Raw genomic sequence first — 18,281 nt, forward strand, 5'->3', positions numbered from 1 at the left:
CCGTCCCGGCCTACTCCGGGCCGACGTCCCGCGCCCGGAGGCGGCTACGCCCGGCTGACGTCGTACACGCCCGGCACGTCGCGCATCGCCCGCATCAGCGCGGGCAGCCCGGCCGCGTCGGGCAGCTGCAGGGTGTAGCTGTGCCGGACCCGCTGCTCGACCGGGGGTTCCACGGTCGCGGAGACCACCTCGACCCCCTCGCGGGCGATGGCCTCGGTCAGGTCGGCCAGCAGGTGCGGGCGGCCGAACGATTCAGCGAGCAGGGTGACCCGGCAGTCCGCCGTGGCCCGCCAGTGCACGGCGACGGAGGTGCGCCCGACGGCCCGCATCTGCGCCACCGCCGCGCAGTGGATGCGGTGCACGGTGACGGCCCCGCCGCGGACGAGGAAACCGGCGACGGCGTCCGGCGGTACCGGGGTGCAGCACCCGGCCAGTCGCACGGTGGCGTCCGGCAGATCGGCGACGGCGTTGCCCCCGCCGCCGCGGGCCCCGACCACCGAGAGCGGCGCCCGCGCGGCCGAGGTCGTGGCCATGGCCCGGTCGGGATGGGATGCGAGCCAGCTGCTGATGGCGATCCGGGCGGCGGGGGTCCGCGCGTGGTCCAGCCACTCGGCGGCGGGGCCGGAGGAGGCGTCCTGCGCGAGCAGGAGCTGGACGGTGTCCCCGTCGGACAGCGGGGAGGACAGGGAGGTGAGGCGCCCGTTGACCCGGGCGCCGATACAGCCGTGGGCCGCCTCGCCGTGCTGTGCGTAGGCGGCGTCGATGCAGCTGGCCCCGGCCGGCAGGCTGATCGTGCCGGTGGCGCTGCCGTCTTCCCGGAACACGGTGATCTCGCGGTCCTGGGCCAGCTCCGCCCGGAGCACGGTCCAGAAGGTGTCGGGGTCGGGCGCGGACTGCTGCCAGTCGAGCAGCCGGGACAGCCAGCCGGGCCGCGTGGGGTCCACGCGCTCCTCGTCCGGGTCGGTGGCGGAGTCGGGCGTCGCGCCGGCCTCGGGCGCGGCGGTGGCGTACGGATTGCCGAGGGCCACCACGCCGGCCTCGGCGACGCGGTGCATCTGCCGGGTCCGCACGATGACTTCGGCCACGTACCCCTCGGGCGTGGCGACGGCGGTGTGCAGTGATTGGTAGAGGTTGAACTTCGGGGTGGCGATGAAGTCCTTGAACTCCGAGATCACCGGGGTGAAGCAGGTGTGCAGTTCGCCGAGGACGGCGTAGCAGTCGGCGTTCTCGCCGACGCGGACGAGGATGCGGCCGAAGTCGGAGCCGCGCAGCTCGCCGCGGGTGCGGGCGATGCGGTGCACGGAGACGAAGTGCCGCGGCCGTACCTGTACTTCGGCGGCGATACCGGCGTCGCGCAGGACCGTCCGTACGGAGTCGGCGATGGCGGGGAGCGGGTCGCGTTCCCCCGCGTGCGCGGCGATGAGGGCGCGCGTGCTCTCGTACTCCTCGGGGTGCAGGATCGCGAAGACGAGGTCTTCCAGCTCGGTCTTGAGGGCCTGGACGCCGAGCCGTTCGGCCAGCGGGATCAGGACGTCGCGGGTGACCTTGGCGATGCGGGCCTGCTTCTCGGGGCGCATCACGCCCAGGGTGCGCATGTTGTGCAGCCGGTCGGCGAGTTTGATGGACATGACGCGGACGTCGTTGCCGGTGGCGACGAGCATCTTGCGGAAGGTCTCGGGTTCGGCGGCGGCGCCGTAGTCGATCCTCTCCACCTTGGTGACGCCGTCGACGATGAAGCAGACCTCATCGCCGAATTCGGCGCGGACCTGATCGAGGGTCACGTCGGTGTCCTCGACGGTGTCGTGGAGCAGAGAGGCCGTCAAGGTCGTGGTCTCGGCCCCGAGTTCGGCGAGGATCAAGGTGACGGCGAGCGGATGTGTGATGTACGGCTCACCACTTTTTCGCATCTGGCCGCGGTGCGAGGTCTCCGCGAGGAGATACGCGCGGCGCAGAACGGACAAATCAGCGTCCGGATGGTGGGCGCGATGCGCCTCGGCGACGTGGCCGATCGCGTCCGGGAGGCGGTCCCGGGACGTCGGCCCGAGCAGGGCGGCACGCCCGAGGCGGCGCAGATCGAGCCTGGTCCGCCCACGTCTGCGGAGCTCAGGGCGCGCTTCGGGGTGTGCTTCGGGGTTCGTGGCCTCTGCACTCATGGGCACCTCCGGCGGCTTCGACCGGCGGTGGCGGGCATGGGGTGAGCCCTCAGGGCCGGTGCCTGATGTTACCGACCCCACCACGTGGCGCAGTCCACCTCTCGCTCAGCGTGAAACGGATCACCCATTGGAGGGAAGCTTCAGCCGAAAGCCGTTTCGGTGAGCCAGGCTTCGTCGAACTCTCCCGCAGCCACGATCACGGCCGGTCCGGTCATGTCGATCTGCCCGTCGGGGTGTTCGGTGATGATCAGGGTTCCACCGGGGAGGTCGACGGTGTACGCGACCGGTTCGCCGGTGGCGGCCGGGTCGGCGCCGTCGCGGCGGATGGCGGCCACGGCGACGGCGCAGGCGCCGGTGCCGCAGGAGCGGGTCTCGCCGGAGCCGCGCTCGTGGACGCGCATGGCTACGTGCCGGGGGCCGCGGTCGACGACGAACTCGACGTTGACGCCCGTCGGGTAGGCGGACGCCGGGCTGAACGCGGGGGCCGCGTACAGGTTCCCGGCATGGTCGAGGCTCTCGACGAACGCCACCGCGTGCGGGTTCCCCATGTTCACGTTCCGCGCGGGCCAGCTGCGGGAGTCGACGCCGACGGTGACCTCGCCGGCGGGCAGTTCGGCGCGGCCCATGGAGACGGTGACGTCGCCCTTCTTGTCGAGGTGCACGCGCTTGACGCCGCCCCGGGTGGCGACGGCCAGGTCGCCGGGCTCGGCGTGCCCGGCGTGCTGGAGGTAGCGGGCGAAGACGCGGACGCCGTTGCCGCACATTTCGGCGATGGAGCCGTCGCTGTTGCGGTAGTCCATGAACCACTCCGCCTCGTCGGCCAGGTGCGCGGCCTCCGGGTGCGCGGCGGACCGGACGACGTGCAGCACACCGTCCGCGCCGATTCCGGCCCGCCGGTCGCACAGCTTCGCGACGGCGGACGCGGACAGCTCGATGGCGTTGTCCGGGTCCGGGACGATCACGAAGTCGTTCTCGGTGCCGTGGCCCTTGAGGAAGGAGAGGGTGGTGTGCGTCACCCGCCCATGGTACCCAGCCCCTGCTCAGAGGCGTGGAGCCGTCCGAGGGGCGGTCAGCGGAGCCGGGCGACCCGGTACACGGCGAGTGCTACGACGGCCAGGACGACGACCGCGTACAGCGCGGCCATCCGCCAGTCGGGGCGGCGGCCGCTCCCCCGGGCCGGGAGTCCGGGCCACGTGTAGCCGACCCGGCGGGCGGCCATCATGGCCCAACCTCCGGCGCAGCAGCTGATCAGGAAGCCGAGCATGGCGACCACGGCTCCGCCGTCACCGAACTCGAAGGCGAGCGGGAAGGCGAACATCAGCGAGCCGGTGGCGGCGAGCATCGCGATCGGGGTGATCTGCCACACGCGCAGGCGGCGCTGGGGACGCAGTTCGACCTCGAACTCGGGTCCGGCGGCGGAATCCGCCTCGGCGGAGTCCGGGGTGTCCGGTCCGTCGGGGGTCAGACGCGCCGGATCGGCGGGCAGCCCGAGCCCGGCGGGCCCGTCCGTCCCGTCCAGAACCATCGGGTCCGCTTCCCTCCGGGTGTCGTCCCGCCCGGTGTCACGAGGGCCGGCCTCCATCGCCACGCGCCCTCCCCACTTCGGACTCAGTACGCCGCCGTTCATCGCAGGTGATCGCACCCGCTGGAGTTTGATGATGGCACGCCCCCGGCCCCCCTACGGGCGCGTGAGGCGTCCCGATGCCATCACGTGATCAGGCTGTGACCGCTCGTTCGACCAACGACTGCGCGAGTCCGGGGAGTTCCCCCCGGTCGGCGACGGCCCCGCTGAGCCAGTGCACGCGCGGGTCGCGGCGGAACCAGGAGTCCTGGCGGCGGGCGAAGCGCTTGGTCGCCCGGACGGTCTCGGCCCGGGCCTCGTCCTCGGTGCACTCGCCGGCGAGGGCGGCCAGCACCTGCTGGTAGCCGAGCGCCCTGGAAGCGGTGATTCCGTCGCGCAGCCCACGGGCTTCCAGCGCGCGGACCTCGTCCACCAGCCCGGCCTCCCACATCCGGTCCACGCGCAGCGCGATCCGCTCGTCGAGCTCCGGCCGGGCCACGTCGACGCCGATCTGCACGGTGTCGTAGACGGACTCGTGCCCGGGGAGGTTGGCGGTGAAGGGGCGGCCGGTGATCTCGATGACCTCCAGCGCGCGGACGATGCGGCGGCCGTTGCTGGGCAGGATGGCCTGCGCGGCGGCCGGGTCGGCGGCGGCGAGCCGGGCGTGCAGGGCGCCTGGGCCGCGCAGGGTGACCTCTGCCTCCAGCCGGGCGCGGACCTCGGGGTCGGTGCCGGGGAACTCCATGACGTCCAGGGCGCCGCGGACGTACAGGCCCGATCCGCCGACGAGCACCGGGGTGCGGCCCTCGGCGAGCAGTTTGTCGATCTCCAGGCGGGCCAGCCGCTGGTAGTCGGCGACGTTGGCCGTGTCGGTGACGTCCCAGATGTCGAGGAGGTGGTGCGGGACACCGCCGCGTTCCTCGGTCGTCAGTTTGGCGGTACCGATGTCCATCCCCCGGTACAGCTGCATGGAGTCGGCGTTGACGACTTCGCCGTCGAATTGGCGGGCCAGGGCGACGCCCAGGTCGGACTTTCCTGCCGCGGTGGGACCGACGACGGCGATGACCCGCTGGGCGGGGGCTGCTTTCCTCACTGCCCCAGTCTCGCAAACCCCACAGCATGTACCCGATCGAGTTACGTGACGGGGTGTGGTCGGGGTCGTTGCCCTGGCGAGGTTCCGGCCAGGCATGCGCCCTGCGTACGCCTGGCGCAGGCCGGTCCGGTCAGCGCGGAACTTCACTCACACGAGTAACGTTACGGGAGTAGACATGGGCGTTTTTGATCGGTTTTTTCGTCGTAAGGACGAGGTCGTGACCGAGGAGGTCGCGGCGGAGGATCTGACGGCGGAATCCGGCGCGGCCGAGGAGGCCGAGCCTGTTGCCGAGGAGGGTCCGGCGGCGGAAGCCGTGGAGATCCCGAAGCAGCAGTCGGCCGAGGTGGCCGCGGACAGCGAGACCGGCGAGGGCGCCCGCACGTAGTGACCGCCAACGGAAGGTGACCCATGGGCCTGCTGGACAATCTGAAGGCCAAGCTCGGTCCGGCGAAGGACAAGGTCGGCGATCTCGCCCAGCAGCACGAGGGCAAGATCGGCGAGAGTCTGGACAAGGTGGCCAAGGCCGTGGACTCCAAGACCAAGGGCAAGTACAGCGGCCAGATCACGAGCGGGACCGGCAAGGCGAAGGACGCCCTGGGGAAGATCGCGCACAAGGACGCTCCCGGCGGGCAGACGCCGCCGGCCGCTTCCTGACGCGGTCCGCGAAAGGGGCGCGGGACCGGCGGATGCCGGTCCCGCGCCCCTTTGCCTCTCCCGGTGTCCTGCGGGCCGGTCCCGGGGGTGCCGCGCAGCGCTTCGGGGCGCTACGGGTACCCCTAACGGCCTTGTGGCCCGTACCCGGCTACGACCAGGCGGCGACGAAGTAGCCCACGCCGTACGGGGCGTCCTCGTACAGCAGCCGCCCGGCCAGCCCGGCGCCCTTCGCGGCGCCGGCCAGCACCTGCCACGGAGCCCGTCCGGCGGCCTGGAGCTCGGCCGCGAGTCCGGTGTCGAGCGCGGCCAGCGCGGCCACGTCGGCGGCGCCCAGCGCGCGGGCGGCGGCCGCGTCGAAGCCGGCGGCGCGCTCGTCGAGGTAACCGGGGGCCTTGAGGGTGCGGCAGGCACTGCCGTCCCCGAGGACCAGCATGGCCACACGTTCGGCGGAACCGCCGAGATCCGCGCCGAGCAGACCGCAGCCGCTCGGGGCGAGGTCCGCGGCGACGGCCACTCCGGCGACGGGGGCGGCCGCCCAGCGCGCCCGGCCGAGCAGCCAGCCGGCCACCGCGAGGGCGGGCGGGAGGGTGCCCCCCGTGGCGTGGCCGCTCGGCGGTTCGCCCAGGTCGGGGCCCAGGGTGACGGCCAGGTCCACACCGAATCCGGCGAAGCTGCCGCGGGTGCCCTGGTCGTACGCGCCGCCCTCTGCGGCGGCGCCGACCACGACCAGCAGGTCGGGCCGGGACGCGGCGAGCACCGCCAGCGCGTCGGAGCAGGCGGTGCGGGCGGCGCCGAGTTCGGCGGCGGCCCCTGCGGCGACCTCCGGCACGAGCAGGGGCGGGGCGGGACAGACGGCAGCGGCTACGAGCATGATCCGCAGCCTAGCCCGACCGCCCGGGCCGAGCCTCAGGAGGAGGCGGGCACCGAGCAGCCGGCGGCGGCGGTCGGCAGGGGCGCCGGAACCCCCAGCGTCGGGATGCCGAGCATGACGCCCGCCGGCTGGGCCGGGGCCGCGTTGCGCTTCTCCCAGGCGTCGCCGGCGCGGGTGCGGCGCACGGTCAGCGTCGGGCCCTCGGCCAGCAGGTGGTGCGGGGCCGCGTAGGTGATGTCCACGGTGACCACGTCACCGGGGCGGACCTCCGCGTCCGGCTTCGTGAAGTGCACCAGGCGGTTGTCGGCCGCGCGGCCGGAGAGGCGGTGGGTGGCGCCGTCCTTGCGCCCCTCGCCCTCGGCGACCATGACCTCGAGGGTGCGGCCGACCTGCTTCTTGTTCTCGTCCCAGGAGATCTCCTCCTGGAGGGCGACCAGGCGCATGTACCGCTCCTGCACGACCTCCTTGGGGATCTGCCCCTCCATCTCGGCCGCCGGGGTCCCGGGGCGCTTGGAGTACTGGAAGGTGAACGCGTTCGCGAAACGGGCCTCGCGCACCGCGTGCATCGTCTGCTGGAAGTCCTCCTCCGTCTCACCGGGGAAGCCCACGATGATGTCGGTGGAGATCGCGGCGTGCGGGATGGCGGCGCGGACCTTCTCGATGATGCCGAGGAAGCGCTCCTGGCGGTACGAGCGGCGCATCGCCTTGAGGATCGGGTCCGAGCCGGACTGCATCGGCATGTGCAGCTGCGGCATGACGTTCGGGGTCTCGGCCATGGCCGCGATCACGTCGTCCGTGAAGTCGCGCGGGTGCGGGGAGGTGAAGCGGACCCGCTCCAGACCATCGATCTGTCCGCAGGCGCGCAGCAGCTTGCTGAAGGCCTCGCGGTCGCCCAGGTCCGAGCCGTACGCGTTCACGTTCTGGCCGAGCAGGGTGATCTCCGAGACACCCTCGGCGACCAGGGCCTCCACCTCGGCGAGGATGTCGCCGGGCCGGCGGTCCTCCTCCTTGCCGCGCAGCGCCGGGACGATGCAGAAGGTGCAGGTGTTGTTGCAGCCGACGGAGATCGAGACCCAGGCGGCGTACGCGGACTCGCGGCGGGTCGGGAGCGTGGAGGGGAAGGCCTCCAGCGACTCGGCGATCTCGACCTGCGCCTCTTCCTGGATGCGGGCGCGCTCCAGCAGCACGGGGAGCTTGCCGATGTTGTGCGTACCGAAGACGACGTCGACCCAGGGGGCCCTCTTGACGATCGTGTCGCGGTCCTTCTGCGCGAGGCAGCCGCCGACGGCGATCTGCATGCCGGGGCGCTTCGTCTTCATCGGGGCCAGCCGACCGAGGTTGCCGTACAGCTTGTTGTCGGCGTTCTCGCGGACCGCGCAGGTGTTGAAGACCACGACGTCGGCGTCGCCGTCGGCGCCCTCGGGCGCCCGGACGTAGCCGGCGTCCTCCAGCAGACCGGAGAGCCGCTCCGAGTCGTGCACGTTCATCTGGCACCCGTAGGTGCGCACCTCGTAGCTTCGCTTCACGTCCACTGCCTGGCTCCGGTCGCTGCTGGTCATGCAATAAGGGTAGGCGGTACCCGGTGGCCCTCCGGTCCCCCGTTCAGCCGACCCGGGGGAAGACGGCGGCCGAAGAGGAGGAGCAGCAGGTCCTGGGCTTCCCCGTACACGGGGGTTCCCTCGCCGTAGGACCAGTCCAGGTCGTCCGCGCACAGCCGGATACCGGTCAGGTCCGCGCCGAAGAACCGCAGGGACCGCGGGGTGACCGCGTCGAGGAGGAGCCGCAGCCGGTCCTCGGGGACGCGGCGCGGGTGTCCGAGCGCGACGGTGATGTCGAGGCCGTGCACGACGTCGTGGGCGAGGGCTCCGGTGGGGCCGGAGGCGGGCGGTTTCCACGGGTGGCCGGCGTTCTCGCGCAGCAGCCCGGCGAGCTCGCGCGTCCCGAGGGCGGCGGCGTCGCGGCGGGCGGTGCGGTCGGTCATCCGGTGCAGGCTGCCGCGGGCCCGCAGCAGCTCGGCGGCGAAGCCGGGGAGTGAGGTGCGCAAGCCGAGGGACATGTGGGCGGCGACCTCGCGGACGCGCCAGCCGCCGCAGAGCGACGGGGCGTCCCACTCGGCCGGGGTGAGGGCGTCCAGTACGTCGGCCAGCTCGCGGCGCTCGGCGGCGACGGCCGCGGCGATCGTACGGCGGCTCACGGCGGGGACGGACGCGGATCGGGGCGTGGGCGTGGATCGGGGCGTGGGTCCGGGTGCTGATCGGCTCATGGCTTCAGGGTCCGGGCCGCGCCCGCCATCAGTCCAAGAGCGGGTGCTTCTGCGATCTAGAATCCCTGCTTATGGAACTGGCTCAGCTGCGCTATTTCGTGGCCGTGGTGGAGGAGGGCGGCTTCACCCGGGCCGGTGCGCGGCTGCACGTGTCACAGCCCGGGGTGAGCGCGCAGATCGGGCAGCTGGAGCGGGAGCTGGGACAGCGGCTCCTGGACCGGTCCGGGCGGCGGGTCGCCCCGACCGAGGCGGGCCGGGCGGTGCTCTCGTACGCGCGAGCCGCACTGGCGGCGGTGGACGGCGTACGGCGCACGGCCGAGGAGTTCACCGGCCTGCTGCGCGGGCGGGTGGCCATCGGGCTGGTACCGGGGGCGGCCGGGACGGTGGTGGACGGGCTCGACGTGGTGGAGGTGCTCGGGGACTTCCACGACGAGCACCCCGGGGTGGAGATCGCGCTGTCCGAGGACACCTCGGAGCGGATGCTGGCCGCGCTGCTGCGCGGGGAGCTGGACCTGGCGGTGGTGGGCCTCGGCGGGGAGCCGCCGCCGGGCGTCTGCGTCCAGGTGGTCCTCGACGAGCCCCTGGTCGCGGCGGTCCGGGCGGACGACCCCCTGGTGGCGGCCGCCGTGGACGGCGCGGTCGCGCTGTCGGCCCTGCGCGGGCGGGCCCTGATCAGCCTGCCGCGCGGGACCGGGCTGCGCACGGTGCTGGAGCGGGCCTGCGCGCAGGCCGGATTCGCCCCGCGGGTGGACTTCGAGGCGGCGGCGCCCGCGGTCCTGGTACGGCTGGCCGCGCGGGGGCTGGGGGTGGCGGTGGTGCCTTCTGGGGCGGAGTCGGCGGCGGGCGCCGGCAGCGCGGGCAAGGACACCGGCAGCCGTACCCGCGCGACCACCGGTACCGGTACCGGCACCGCCGGACTGTGCGCGCTGCGGATCACCGAGCCGGTGCTGAACGGGCGGATCGCGCTGACCTGGCGCACCGACGGACCGCCCGGACCCGCCGCCCGCGAGCTACTGGGACGGCTCCGCTCCGGGGCCCCCGGAAGGGGCGCGCCGTGACAGGACGGCGGACGGGTGGCAGGATCGCGGCCATGCCTCTCGTACCGCCCCGGATCAGCAGGCGCCATGCCCTGCGGGTCCTGGTGGCCGTACTCGCCGTCCTCGGCGTCCTCACATGGTGGCTCAAACCTTTCGGGCAGCCGGAGCTGCGGGGCGAGCTGACCTTCAGTACGGGTGCGCGGACCGGGGTCTACCACCGGTACGGACAGCTGCTGGAGCAGGCGCTGAAGCGGGACATGCCGGGGGTCGACGTACGGCTGGAGACCAGCGAGGGCTCGCAGGAGAACCTGAAGCGGCTGGCCACCGGCGAGGCGGACTTCACCGTGGCGACGGCGGACGCGGTCGCCAAGTACAGGCTGGACGGGAAGCCCGGCGCGGCCCGGCTGCAAGGGGTCGCTCGGCTCTACGACGACTACGTGCAGCTGGTGGTCCCGGCCGGCTCCCCCGTGCAGTCGGCCCGTGACCTGCGCGGCAAGCGGGTCGCGATAGGCCAGCCCGGGTCGGGGGTGCAGCTGGTCACGGAGCGCCTGCTGAGGGCGGCCGGCATCGACCCGGTGCTGGACATCACTCCGGTGTCCATCGGCATCGACACCATGCCGGGCGAGCTGGAGGCCGGCCGGATCGACGCGTTCTTCTGGTCCGGAGGTCTGCCGACGAACGCCGTGCGCGAGCTGTCGGAACGCTTCGACATCCGGCTCGTGCAACTCGGCGACCTGATGGAGAAGCTCCAGGAGAGCGGCAGCCCGGCGCGCTACTACCGCACGGCGGTCATGCCGCAGGACGCGTACTCGCGGGCGCGCAACACCAGCTCGGTGGCGACCGTGGCCGTGCCGAACCTGCTGGTGACCACGGCGGGGACCGATCCCCAGCTCACCGAGCAGCTGACCCGGACGGTGATCCTCAGCCGCGATCTGGTCGGGCGCCAGGTGCACGCGGCGCAGCTCGTGGACCTGCGGACGGCGATCTACACCGACCCCCTGGAGCTGCACGAGGGCGCGCGCCGGTACTACCGGTCCGTGAAGCCCTGAGGCCGCCGAGGGGTACGGGAGGCGCTGAGGGCTCGGCGTGTCCCGGACGGGCGGAGCGCCCCGGGGTTCACGAGGACGACGACGGGAGCAGCATCGTCGCCGCCGCGGCCGCGCCGATCAGCCCCGCGTGGGTGCCCAGCATCGCCGGGACCACCTGGATGTCCTGGACGAACGAGAGCGTGGCGTAGGCCGCGAGGTGGCTGCGGATCGGGGCGAAGAGGGTGTCTCCGGCGGCGGCCACTCCACCGCCGATGACCGCGATGTCCGTTTCCACGAGGGTCGCGGTGGCCGCGATGGCGGCGGCCAGGGCGCGCCCCGCCCGGTCGAAAGCGGCCAGGGCGATCGGGTCGCCCGCGACGGCGGCAGCGGCCACGCCGGCAGCCGTGGCATCGCCGGCGCCGACCGCGCCTCCCGCGGTGCCCGACGGGGTGCCCGCCGCGGTGCCCGACGGGGTGCCCGCCGCGGTGCCCGACGGGGTGCCCGCCGCGGTGTCCGACGGGGTCCAGCCCTGGTCCAGTGCCCAGCGGGCGATCGCCGTACCGGAGGCGATCGACTCGACGCAGCCGCGGCTGCCGCACACGCACGGTTCACCGTCGAAGGCCACGCTGATGTGACCGATGTGGCCCGCGTTGCCCGTGGGGCCGGGGTGGAGCTGGTTGTTCAGGATCAGGCCACCGCCGACGCCGGTGGAGACCACCATGCACAGCGCGTTCGCATGGCCGCGGGCCGCGCCCAGCCAGTGCTCGGCGGCGGTCATCGCCACCCCGTCACCGGCCAGGACGGTCGGCAGATCGGCCCCGCGCGCCGCGAGCTCCGCCACGACCCGCTCCTGGACCGGGAACTCCCGCCACGCGCCGATGTTGACCGGGCTCACCGTGCCCCGGGAGGCGTCCACCGGTCCTGCGCTGCCGATCCCGCAGCGGACCGACGAGGCCCACAGCGGCGACGCGGACAGGTCGGCGACGACCTCGGCGACCGCCGCCATCACCCCGTCCGCGTCCACACCGCGCGGGGTCGGTCGGCGGGTGGTGGCCGTCATCGTGCCGTCGGGGTGCACCAGCGCACCGGCGATCTTCGTACCGCCGATGTCGATCGCCACCGTCGGGCCGGATGACGCTGCGCCGGCTCGCGGTGCGGGGAACGGGGCGGTGGGAATGATCACGGTGGCGGCTCCAGGAAGGTTTCAGGATTCAGTATGCGCCGGTGGCGGCGCCGTGCTCTCGCGAGGCTCCAGTCGCGGCTGCTCGCTGATCCGCACCCCGGGCGGGCTGCCGGCGAGAACGGCCAGGAGTTCCTCGGCGGCCAGCCGGCCGAAACCCGCGGTGTCCCGGACCAGCGCGGTGAGCCGGGGGTGGGTGACCCGGCAGAGCGCGGAGTCGTCCCAGGCCACGATCGACAGCCGGCCCGGGACGGGGATGCCCAGCTCGGCGGCGACCGCGCTCCCGGCGACGGCCATCACGTCGTTGTCGTAGACGAGCGCGGTGGGCGGCTGCGGCTCGGCGAGGACCCGGCGGGTGGCCGCCGCGCCCTCGGCATCGGAGTAGTCGGTGACCACCGAGCGCACCCGGTCCGGGCCGAGCCCGCGCCGGGCGGCCTCGCTGCGCAGGGAGTCCATCCGGCGGACCGTGTGGGCGAGGCCGGGGAGCCCGGCGATGTGCGTGATGCGCCGGTGGCCCAGCTCGTGGAGATGGGCGAGCACCTGGGCCATGGCGCCCGCGTCGTCGGCCCGGACCGAGGAGAGAACCGAGGAGCGGGTGGTGGACGGGGTGGTGGAGGGAGGGCCCCCGCTCCCTCCCGCCGGCGCGGCCTCGCCGATGGTGACCGCGGGCAGGGCCAGTTTCTCCAGGAGCGCCGGTCGCGGGTCACTGGTGCGCGGGTCGACCACGAGGACGCCGTCGACCCGCCGCTCGGCCCACCAGCGCCGGTAGACCGCGCATTCGGCGTCGATGTCCTCGACGACCTGGAAGAGCAGGGCGGTCCGGGCGGCCGAGAGGACTTCCTGGATGCCGGAGACGAGCTGGAGGAAGAAGGATTCGACGCCGAGCGTGTGCGCGGGCCGGGCCAGGACCAGGCCGACGGCGCCGGACCGTTCGCCGGACAGGGCCCGGGCGGCGCTGTTGGGCTGCCAGCCGAGTTCCTCGGCGACGCGGCGGATCCGGGCCCGGGTGTCCTGCGAGACGCCCGGCCGGTCGTTGAGCGCGAAGGACACGGCGCTCTCCGACACCCCGGCCTGCCGGGCGATGTCCTTGATCGTGGGTCTGCGGGCCATGGCCTGTCTCATTCGTCCTTCGGGTGCGTCACGCGTGGCGGAATTCGGCGGGCGATGGCCGGACCGTACGCGATCCTGCCCCGACAGGCGGACTTGATGAGCATCCCGTGGTCCCCGGGAGGGGTCCGGAGCGGCGGCCGCGGCTCGGACTCCGCCTCGGCCACCCCGTCCGCGGTGACCGAAATACCACTGTTCATTTCCTCGAACTTTCCTGCCGACGGCCGCAACTAAAGCGCATTAGTTACTTCAGGTTCCGCTGAACACAACCCTTGTGTCAACTGGACTGAAGCGCATAAGTGCACGCCTTCGAGGCCCTGTTGACTTTCCCTATCGACACCGGCAGGTTGTGGCGCGTCCGGAGAATTCCCCCGAACTCCAGAACCCCAGGACGCCCTGTGCCCGATGACGCGCTCCGCTTCGGCGCCAACTACACACCGGCCCGTGGCTGGTTCCACCACTGGCTGGACTTCGACCTCGACGAGGTCGGGGCCGACCTCGATTCGATCGCCGCGCTCGGGCTGGACCACATCCGCGTCTTCCCGCTGTGGCCGGTCTTCCAGCCGAACCGGACGCTGATCCGGCCGCGCGCCGTCGAGCAGCTCGTCGCGCTCGCCGACGCGGCCGCCGAGCGCGGGCTCGACGTCAACGTGGACGGTCTGCAGGGGCACTTGTCCAGCTTCGACTTCCTGCCCGCCTGGACCCGCACCTGGCACCGGCGGAACATCTTCACCGACCCGGACGTGGTCGCCGGGCAGGAGGAGTACCTGCGCACGCTGGCCGCCGCCCTCGCCGACCGGCCGAACTTCCTGGGCATGACCGTGGGCAACGAGATCAACCAGTTCTCCGGCGCCCCGCACCCCGACCCCGACCGGATCACCCCGGACCAGGCGGCCCGCTGGCTGGAGCGGATGCTCGCCGCCTGCGAGAACGGCGCGCCCGGGCGGCTCCATCTGCACGCCGAGTACGACGCCGCCTGGTACCGGGACGGGCACCCCTTCACCGCGGCCCAGGCGGCCCGGCTGGGCGGGGCCACCGCCGTGCACTCCTGGGTGTTCAACGGAACCGCGCAGCGCCACGGCGGGCGCGGGCCCGCGACCGAGCACCATGCCGCGTACCTGATCGAACTCTCCAAGGCGTGGGCCCTCGACCCGCACCGCCCGGTGTGGCTCCAGGAGGTGGGGGCCCCGGCGCCGCTGATCCCTCCCGCGGACGCGGCGCGGTTCACCGAGGCCACGGTCGCGAACGCGTTGGACTGCCCGGACGTGTGGGGCGTGACCTGGTGGTGCTCCCACGACGTGTCCCGGGAGCTCGCGGACTTCCCGGAACTGGAGTACGGACTCGGGCTGCTGACCAACGACCGCCGGACCAAGCCGGCCGGCGCGGCCATCGCCCGGATCACCGAGGAGTGGCGGGGCCGCGCGCAGCGCCCGGCCCCGCGGACGACCGCGCTCGCCGTGGACCTCGGCGACGAGGACGCCGGCCGGGAGAAGCCGGTCAAAGGCCGGACCGGGAGCAGGGGCGCGCGGGAGGCTGCCCCGGGACGCTCGGTGTGCGCCCCGGGGGGCGCGTTCTTCGAAGCCTGGGCGGCGCTCGCGGCCCAGGGGGTGCGCCCCGCGGTGGTGCTGGCGGAGCGCGCCGCGGACGGGGCCCATCTGGCCGCGCGCGGCATCACCGAGGTGGTGCGCGTGCACGACGTGACCTGACCGATCCCGAACCCCTCGTGAGGAGTCCCGCATGCCCGAGAGCGAGAGCGAGACCGGCGTCGATCCGCGTACGCCACCGCCCGCCGCGATACGGCCGACCCGGCGCAGAGCACTGGCCGGCGGGGCGGGGGCCGCCGCGCTGCTGGGACTGGTGGGACGGGCCCGGGCCGCCGCCGCGCCGGTGCCCCCGTCCGCCGCGCCCTTGGCCGCGGGGGCTCCCGCCGCCGCGGGGGCCCCGGCCGACCTGGCCCCGTACGCCTCCTACTGGTTCCCTGACTCCCTCCCGGCGGGGACCCCCGGCCCCGGGATCGTGTGGCGCTCGCTCAGCCGGTGGACCCCCGAGGGCGACCCCGATCTGGCGTACAACACCGCGACCGTGCCCCTGGCGCAGCGGTTCACCCCGGTCCCGGCGAACCGCGACGCCCGCGCCGGCCAGGCCCGGATCTCCTCCCTCGTGTCCTTCGGACCCACGGCCGGGAACCCCTCCCAGGGCTCCCCCACCGCCGACCACTACGCACTCGGCCACTGGGCGTACATCGACGAGCTGGTCTTCTGGGGCGGCTCCGCCGGCGAGGGCATCGTGCTCGCCCCGAACGCCCCCGTGATCGACGCCGCCCACCGCAACGGGGTCCGGGTGCTCGGCAACGTGTTCCTGCCGCCCGTCGCCTACGGCGGCGACCTGCGATGGACCCGCGACCTCGTACAGCGGGACGCCCTCGGCCGCTTCCCGATCGCGGAGCAGCTCGTCCGGGTGGCGCGGGCGTACGGCTTCGACGGCTGGTTCGTGAACGCCGAGACCGACGGCGGGGACAGCGCGCTCGCCAACCGGATGCGGGAGTTCCTGCGCGCCCTGCGGGTGGCCGGCGAGCCCCACGGCCTGCGCATCACCTGGTACGACGCCATGAACACCACCGGCCGGGTGGGCTGGCAGGGCGCCCTGAACGCCCTCAACCAGGAGTTCTTCGAGGACCGGGCCGGGAAGGTCTCGGACACGGTGTTCGTGGACTTCCGCTGGTCCCCGGACAGCCTGGCCGCCTCGGGAGCGCTCGCCGAGCGCCTCGGCCGCTCCCGCCACGACCTGTGGGCCGCCGTGGACACCGAGTCCCGCGGCTGGGACTCCGCCGTCCCCTGGGAGGCGATCGTCCCCCGCGATCGCGACCACGTCGTCAGCTACGGCTTCTACCGGCCCGAGTGGACGCGCAATCACCTCGCCGACCGCTCCCCCGGGGCCTTCCACCGCGCCGACGACCGGTTCTGGACGGGCGAGTCCCTGGACCCGGCCCGGCCCGCGCCCGGGGGCCGCTGGCGGGCCCCCGCCACGGCCGTCGCCGACCGGTCCACCGTCACCGGGCTCCCCTTCGCCTGCACCTTCAACACCGGGCACGGGCTGCGCTGGTACGAGGACGGCCGGGTCGCCTCCGACACGCCGTGGAACCACCTCGGGCTGCAGGACCGGCTGCCGGGCCGCCGCTGGGCGGTGGACACCCCCGGAACGCGCCCGTCGGTCACCCTGGACTTCGAGGACGCCTGGCGCGGCGGGTCCAGCCTGCTGGTCGAGGGCGCCCTGACCGCCCCGGTGGTCGTCGGGCTCCATGCGACGCGGCTGCCGCTGACCCGCGGATCGGTCGTGGAGCTGGTGCACTGCGCCGGGTCGTCGGAGCCGGTCACCGTGGAGATCGGGGTGGCGGTCCGCGAGCCGTCCGCCCCCGGCGAGCCGGTCCCGTACACGTGGCTGCCGGGCAGGAGCGCGGAGAGCGGGCAGGGCTGGCGCACGACACGGGCCGGGCTGGCGTCACTGGCGGGCGGGACCGCGTACGGCCTGGCGATACGGATCACCGCGCTCGGGAGGAAGCCGGTGGCGTGGCGGATCGGCGCCCTGTCGGTACGGGACGAGACCCGTACCCGGCGCCCGGCCCCGCCCACGGATGCGGTCGTGGAGGCCTCGGCCCGGCAGGACGGCCGGGCGTGGCTGCGCCTGTCCTGGCGGGCGGCGGCCGGTCCGAACGGGCGGCCGCGCCACTACGAGGTGTGGCGGGTCCTGCCGGGCGGCGCGAGGCGCTTCCTCGGGGGCACCTGCGGCACCGCCCTGTACCTGCCGGGCGTCCCGCGCGCCGGACGGGAGCGGGCGGCGGCCTTCGAGGTCCGGGCCGTCGACGAGCTCTACGCGGTGTCGGCCCCCGCGAGGGTCGCTCTCGCCTGGTAGCCGGGAAGGGTCAGGTGCCCTGGGGATCGGTGCGCGGGACGGCCACCGTCACCCGCAGGCCGTGCGGCGGGTTCGTCTCGTAGGAGAGGGATCCGCCGCCCGCGGCGAGCAGGGCCCGGGAGATCGACAGTCCGAGCCCGGAGCCCTTGATGTTCTGGTGGCGGCCGCTGCGCCAGAACCGGTCGCCGACGCGCAGCAGCTCCTCCTCGGTGAGGCCGGGGCCGCGGTCGGCGACGACCACGCGGACGGAGCGCCCCTCGGTGGAGACCGATACCTCCACCTCCTCACCCGTGGGGGTGAATTTGAGGGCGTTGTCGATGACGGCGTCGAGCGCGCTGGACAGGGCGATGGGGTCGGCCCAGCCGGTGACGGCGGTGCGGCCCGTCTCGGTGATCCGTACGCCCTTCTCCTCGGCGTAGGGGCGCCACGCGGCGACCCGCTCGGCCGTCAGTGCCCCGATGTCGGTCAGGCTGATCTCTGCGGAGGCGTGCTCGGCCAGGGCCAGGTCCAGCAGGTCGTCCAGGACCTGGGTCAGGCGCTTGCCCTCGGTGCGGACGGAGGCGATCTCCTCATTGCCCTCGGGCAGTTCCAGGGCGAGCAGCTCAATCCGCAGGAGCAGCGCGGCGAGCGGGTTGCGCAGCTGGTGGGAGGCGTCGGCGACGAACGCCCGCTGCTGCTCCAGGACCTCTTCGACGTTGTCGGCCATCTCGTTGAACGAGTGGGCCAGGCGTTGGAGTTCCGGGGGCCCGCCGGCGGCCGCGACGCGCGAGTTCATCCGGCCGGTGGCGATGCCGTGGGCGGCGGCGTCCAGGGTCTGCACGGGCTTGAGCACCCAGCTGGTGAGCCTGAGGGCCGCGCCGAAGGCGACGAGCATGGCGGCGGCGAGCCCGCCCGCGATCAGCAGCCAGCCCTTCAGGATCCGGGCGCGCATCTGATCGGTCGGGGATTCGGTGGCGACGACGGCGACCACGTCACCGTCGAGGACGACCGGGGAGATGACGAGCAGTTTGCCGTGGGTCTGCCAGGGCCACACCTGCGGCGGATCGTGGCTGCGCCGGCCGGCCAGCGCCTCTTCGAAGGCCCGTCGGCCCTCGCCGGATTCCGGGAGCTGCCACCAGCCGGGGGACCGGACCATGGCGTTGTCGTCGCGGTAGAAGATGCCGGCGCGGATCCCGTACAGGGTGTGGTAGCGCGCGAGTTCGAGCTGGAGGGTCTCGTGGCGCTCGTCGGCGCCGGTGGATCCGGAGCCGTCGGCGTCGATGAAGAACTGCGCGAGGGCGGCGAAGCGGGCACTGTCGTCGATCCGGTCGACGACCACCCGCTGCTGCTGCCCGGCGGCCAGGCTCACCGCGAGCGGGAAGCCGAGGGCGAGCAGTGTGCCCGCCATCAGGATGACGAGCAGCGGGAGCAAACGGGCACGCACGG

16 protein-coding genes are annotated in these 18,281 nt (G+C 73.8%); 6 read left to right on the forward strand and 10 right to left on the reverse strand.

Annotated features, from left to right (window positions below; genetic code table 11):
• Window positions 1-44: 44 nt before the first annotated feature.
• From ACIQZO_RS24695 to miaA, 4 genes are all read right to left on the reverse strand, one after another.
• A complete protein-coding gene (locus tag ACIQZO_RS24695) occupies window positions 45-2,153 on the reverse strand; it encodes a RelA/SpoT family protein (RefSeq protein ID WP_403629704.1) in 2,109 nt (702 codons plus the stop codon).
• A gap of 140 nt (window positions 2,154-2,293) precedes the next feature.
• Complete coding sequence (gene dapF, locus ACIQZO_RS24700; protein ID WP_403629706.1) at window positions 2,294-3,169, reverse strand: diaminopimelate epimerase; 876 nt, start codon at window positions 3,167-3,169, stop codon at window positions 2,294-2,296.
• A gap of 53 nt (window positions 3,170-3,222) precedes the next feature.
• The gene (locus ACIQZO_RS24705; RefSeq protein ID WP_403629709.1) at window positions 3,223-3,741 is read right to left on the reverse strand and encodes a hypothetical protein; all 519 of its coding nucleotides are present in this window, start codon (window positions 3,739-3,741) and stop codon (window positions 3,223-3,225) included.
• 127 nt (window positions 3,742-3,868) lie between these two features.
• Window positions 3,869-4,807 carry a tRNA (adenosine(37)-N6)-dimethylallyltransferase MiaA gene (gene miaA / locus ACIQZO_RS24710; RefSeq protein WP_403629711.1) on the reverse strand — a complete coding sequence of 313 codons (939 nt, stop codon included), beginning with the start codon at window positions 4,805-4,807 and terminating at the stop codon, window positions 3,869-3,871.
• 217 nt (window positions 4,808-5,024) lie between these two features.
• Here miaA and ACIQZO_RS24715 point away from each other — a divergent pair, with 217 nt between their 5' ends.
• Together ACIQZO_RS24715 and ACIQZO_RS24720 are read left to right on the forward strand one after the other, a co-directional pair.
• Complete coding sequence (locus tag ACIQZO_RS24715; protein WP_403629714.1) at window positions 5,025-5,192, forward strand: gliding motility protein; 168 nt, start codon at window positions 5,025-5,027, stop codon at window positions 5,190-5,192.
• A gap of 23 nt (window positions 5,193-5,215) precedes the next feature.
• Window positions 5,216-5,461 carry an antitoxin gene (locus ACIQZO_RS24720; protein WP_403629717.1) on the forward strand — a complete coding sequence of 82 codons (246 nt, stop codon included), beginning with the start codon at window positions 5,216-5,218 and terminating at the stop codon, window positions 5,459-5,461.
• 148 nt (window positions 5,462-5,609) lie between these two features.
• Here the strand turns inward: ACIQZO_RS24720 and ACIQZO_RS24725 are convergent, their stop codons facing one another.
• The 3 genes from ACIQZO_RS24725 to ACIQZO_RS24735 are packed head-to-tail and all read right to left on the reverse strand — an operon-like array spanning window position 5,610 to window position 8,526.
• Window positions 5,610-6,332 carry a hypothetical protein gene (locus tag ACIQZO_RS24725; protein WP_403629720.1) on the reverse strand — a complete coding sequence of 241 codons (723 nt, stop codon included), beginning with the start codon at window positions 6,330-6,332 and terminating at the stop codon, window positions 5,610-5,612.
• A 35-nt stretch (window positions 6,333-6,367) separates the two neighbouring features.
• A complete protein-coding gene (miaB, locus tag ACIQZO_RS24730) occupies window positions 6,368-7,891 on the reverse strand; it encodes a tRNA (N6-isopentenyl adenosine(37)-C2)-methylthiotransferase MiaB (RefSeq protein WP_403629722.1) in 1,524 nt (507 codons plus the stop codon).
• A complete protein-coding gene (locus ACIQZO_RS24735) occupies window positions 7,888-8,526 on the reverse strand; it encodes a maleylpyruvate isomerase family mycothiol-dependent enzyme (RefSeq protein ID WP_403629725.1) in 639 nt (212 codons plus the stop codon). The genes miaB and ACIQZO_RS24735 overlap by 4 nt, the downstream gene beginning before the upstream one ends.
• A gap of 140 nt (window positions 8,527-8,666) precedes the next feature.
• Between ACIQZO_RS24735 and ACIQZO_RS24740 the strand changes: the two genes are divergently transcribed.
• Both ACIQZO_RS24740 and ACIQZO_RS24745 read left to right on the forward strand, forming a co-directional pair.
• Window positions 8,667-9,653 carry a LysR family transcriptional regulator gene (locus tag ACIQZO_RS24740; protein WP_403629728.1) on the forward strand — a complete coding sequence of 329 codons (987 nt, stop codon included), beginning with the start codon at window positions 8,667-8,669 and terminating at the stop codon, window positions 9,651-9,653.
• 32 nt (window positions 9,654-9,685) lie between these two features.
• Window positions 9,686-10,681: a TAXI family TRAP transporter solute-binding subunit gene (locus ACIQZO_RS24745; protein ID WP_403629731.1), complete on the forward strand. Its 996-nt coding sequence runs from the start codon at window positions 9,686-9,688 to the stop codon at window positions 10,679-10,681.
• Window positions 10,682-10,748: 67 nt separating this feature from the next.
• Here the strand turns inward: ACIQZO_RS24745 and ACIQZO_RS24750 are convergent, their stop codons facing one another.
• Window positions 10,749-11,837 (reverse strand): ROK family protein, encoded by a 1,089-nt coding sequence (locus ACIQZO_RS24750; protein WP_403629840.1) that lies wholly within the window; start codon window positions 11,835-11,837, stop codon window positions 10,749-10,751.
• A gap of 27 nt (window positions 11,838-11,864) precedes the next feature.
• Window positions 11,865-12,950: a LacI family DNA-binding transcriptional regulator gene (locus ACIQZO_RS24755; protein ID WP_403629734.1), complete on the reverse strand. Its 1,086-nt coding sequence runs from the start codon at window positions 12,948-12,950 to the stop codon at window positions 11,865-11,867.
• Window positions 12,951-13,345: 395 nt separating this feature from the next.
• On the opposite strand from ACIQZO_RS24755, the gene ACIQZO_RS24760 reads away from it, so the two are divergent.
• Together ACIQZO_RS24760 and ACIQZO_RS24765 are read left to right on the forward strand one after the other, a co-directional pair.
• Window positions 13,346-14,653, forward strand: a complete 1,308-nt coding sequence (locus ACIQZO_RS24760) for a glycosyl hydrolase (protein WP_403629737.1) — start codon at window positions 13,346-13,348, stop codon at window positions 14,651-14,653.
• 31 nt (window positions 14,654-14,684) lie between these two features.
• Window positions 14,685-16,856, forward strand: a complete 2,172-nt coding sequence (locus ACIQZO_RS24765) for an endo-beta-N-acetylglucosaminidase (RefSeq protein WP_403629740.1) — start codon at window positions 14,685-14,687, stop codon at window positions 16,854-16,856.
• Window positions 16,857-16,866: 10 nt separating this feature from the next.
• Here the strand turns inward: ACIQZO_RS24765 and ACIQZO_RS24770 are convergent, their stop codons facing one another.
• Entirely contained in the window at window positions 16,867-18,279 is a 1,413-nt protein-coding gene (locus ACIQZO_RS24770; RefSeq protein ID WP_403629743.1) for an ATP-binding protein, read from the reverse strand.
• Window positions 18,280-18,281 lie beyond the last annotated feature (2 nt).

The sequence above is a fragment of the Streptomyces sp. NPDC097617 genome (genome assembly GCF_044761485.1).
Taxonomy (GTDB): Bacteria; Actinomycetota; Actinomycetes; order Streptomycetales; family Streptomycetaceae; genus Streptomyces.

What these genes read in the sequence shown, in the direction of transcription:
- ACIQZO_RS24695 (WP_403629704.1), bottom strand. Translation starts at nt 2,153, where the DNA reads ATGAGTGCAGAGGCCACGAACCCCGAAGCACACCCCGAAGCGCGCCCT.
- ACIQZO_RS24720 (WP_403629717.1), top strand. Translation starts at nt 5,216, where the DNA reads ATGGGCCTGCTGGACAATCTGAAGGCCAAGCTCGGTCCGGCGAAGGAC.
- ACIQZO_RS24725 (WP_403629720.1), bottom strand. Translation starts at nt 6,332, where the DNA reads ATGCTCGTAGCCGCTGCCGTCTGTCCCGCCCCGCCCCTGCTCGTGCCG.
- miaB (WP_403629722.1), bottom strand. Translation starts at nt 7,891, where the DNA reads ATGACCAGCAGCGACCGGAGCCAGGCAGTGGACGTGAAGCGAAGCTAC.
- ACIQZO_RS24740 (WP_403629728.1), top strand. Translation starts at nt 8,667, where the DNA reads ATGGAACTGGCTCAGCTGCGCTATTTCGTGGCCGTGGTGGAGGAGGGC.
- ACIQZO_RS24745 (WP_403629731.1), top strand. Translation starts at nt 9,686, where the DNA reads ATGCCTCTCGTACCGCCCCGGATCAGCAGGCGCCATGCCCTGCGGGTC.
- ACIQZO_RS24755 (WP_403629734.1), bottom strand. Translation starts at nt 12,950, where the DNA reads ATGGCCCGCAGACCCACGATCAAGGACATCGCCCGGCAGGCCGGGGTG.
- ACIQZO_RS24765 (WP_403629740.1), top strand. Translation starts at nt 14,685, where the DNA reads ATGCCCGAGAGCGAGAGCGAGACCGGCGTCGATCCGCGTACGCCACCG.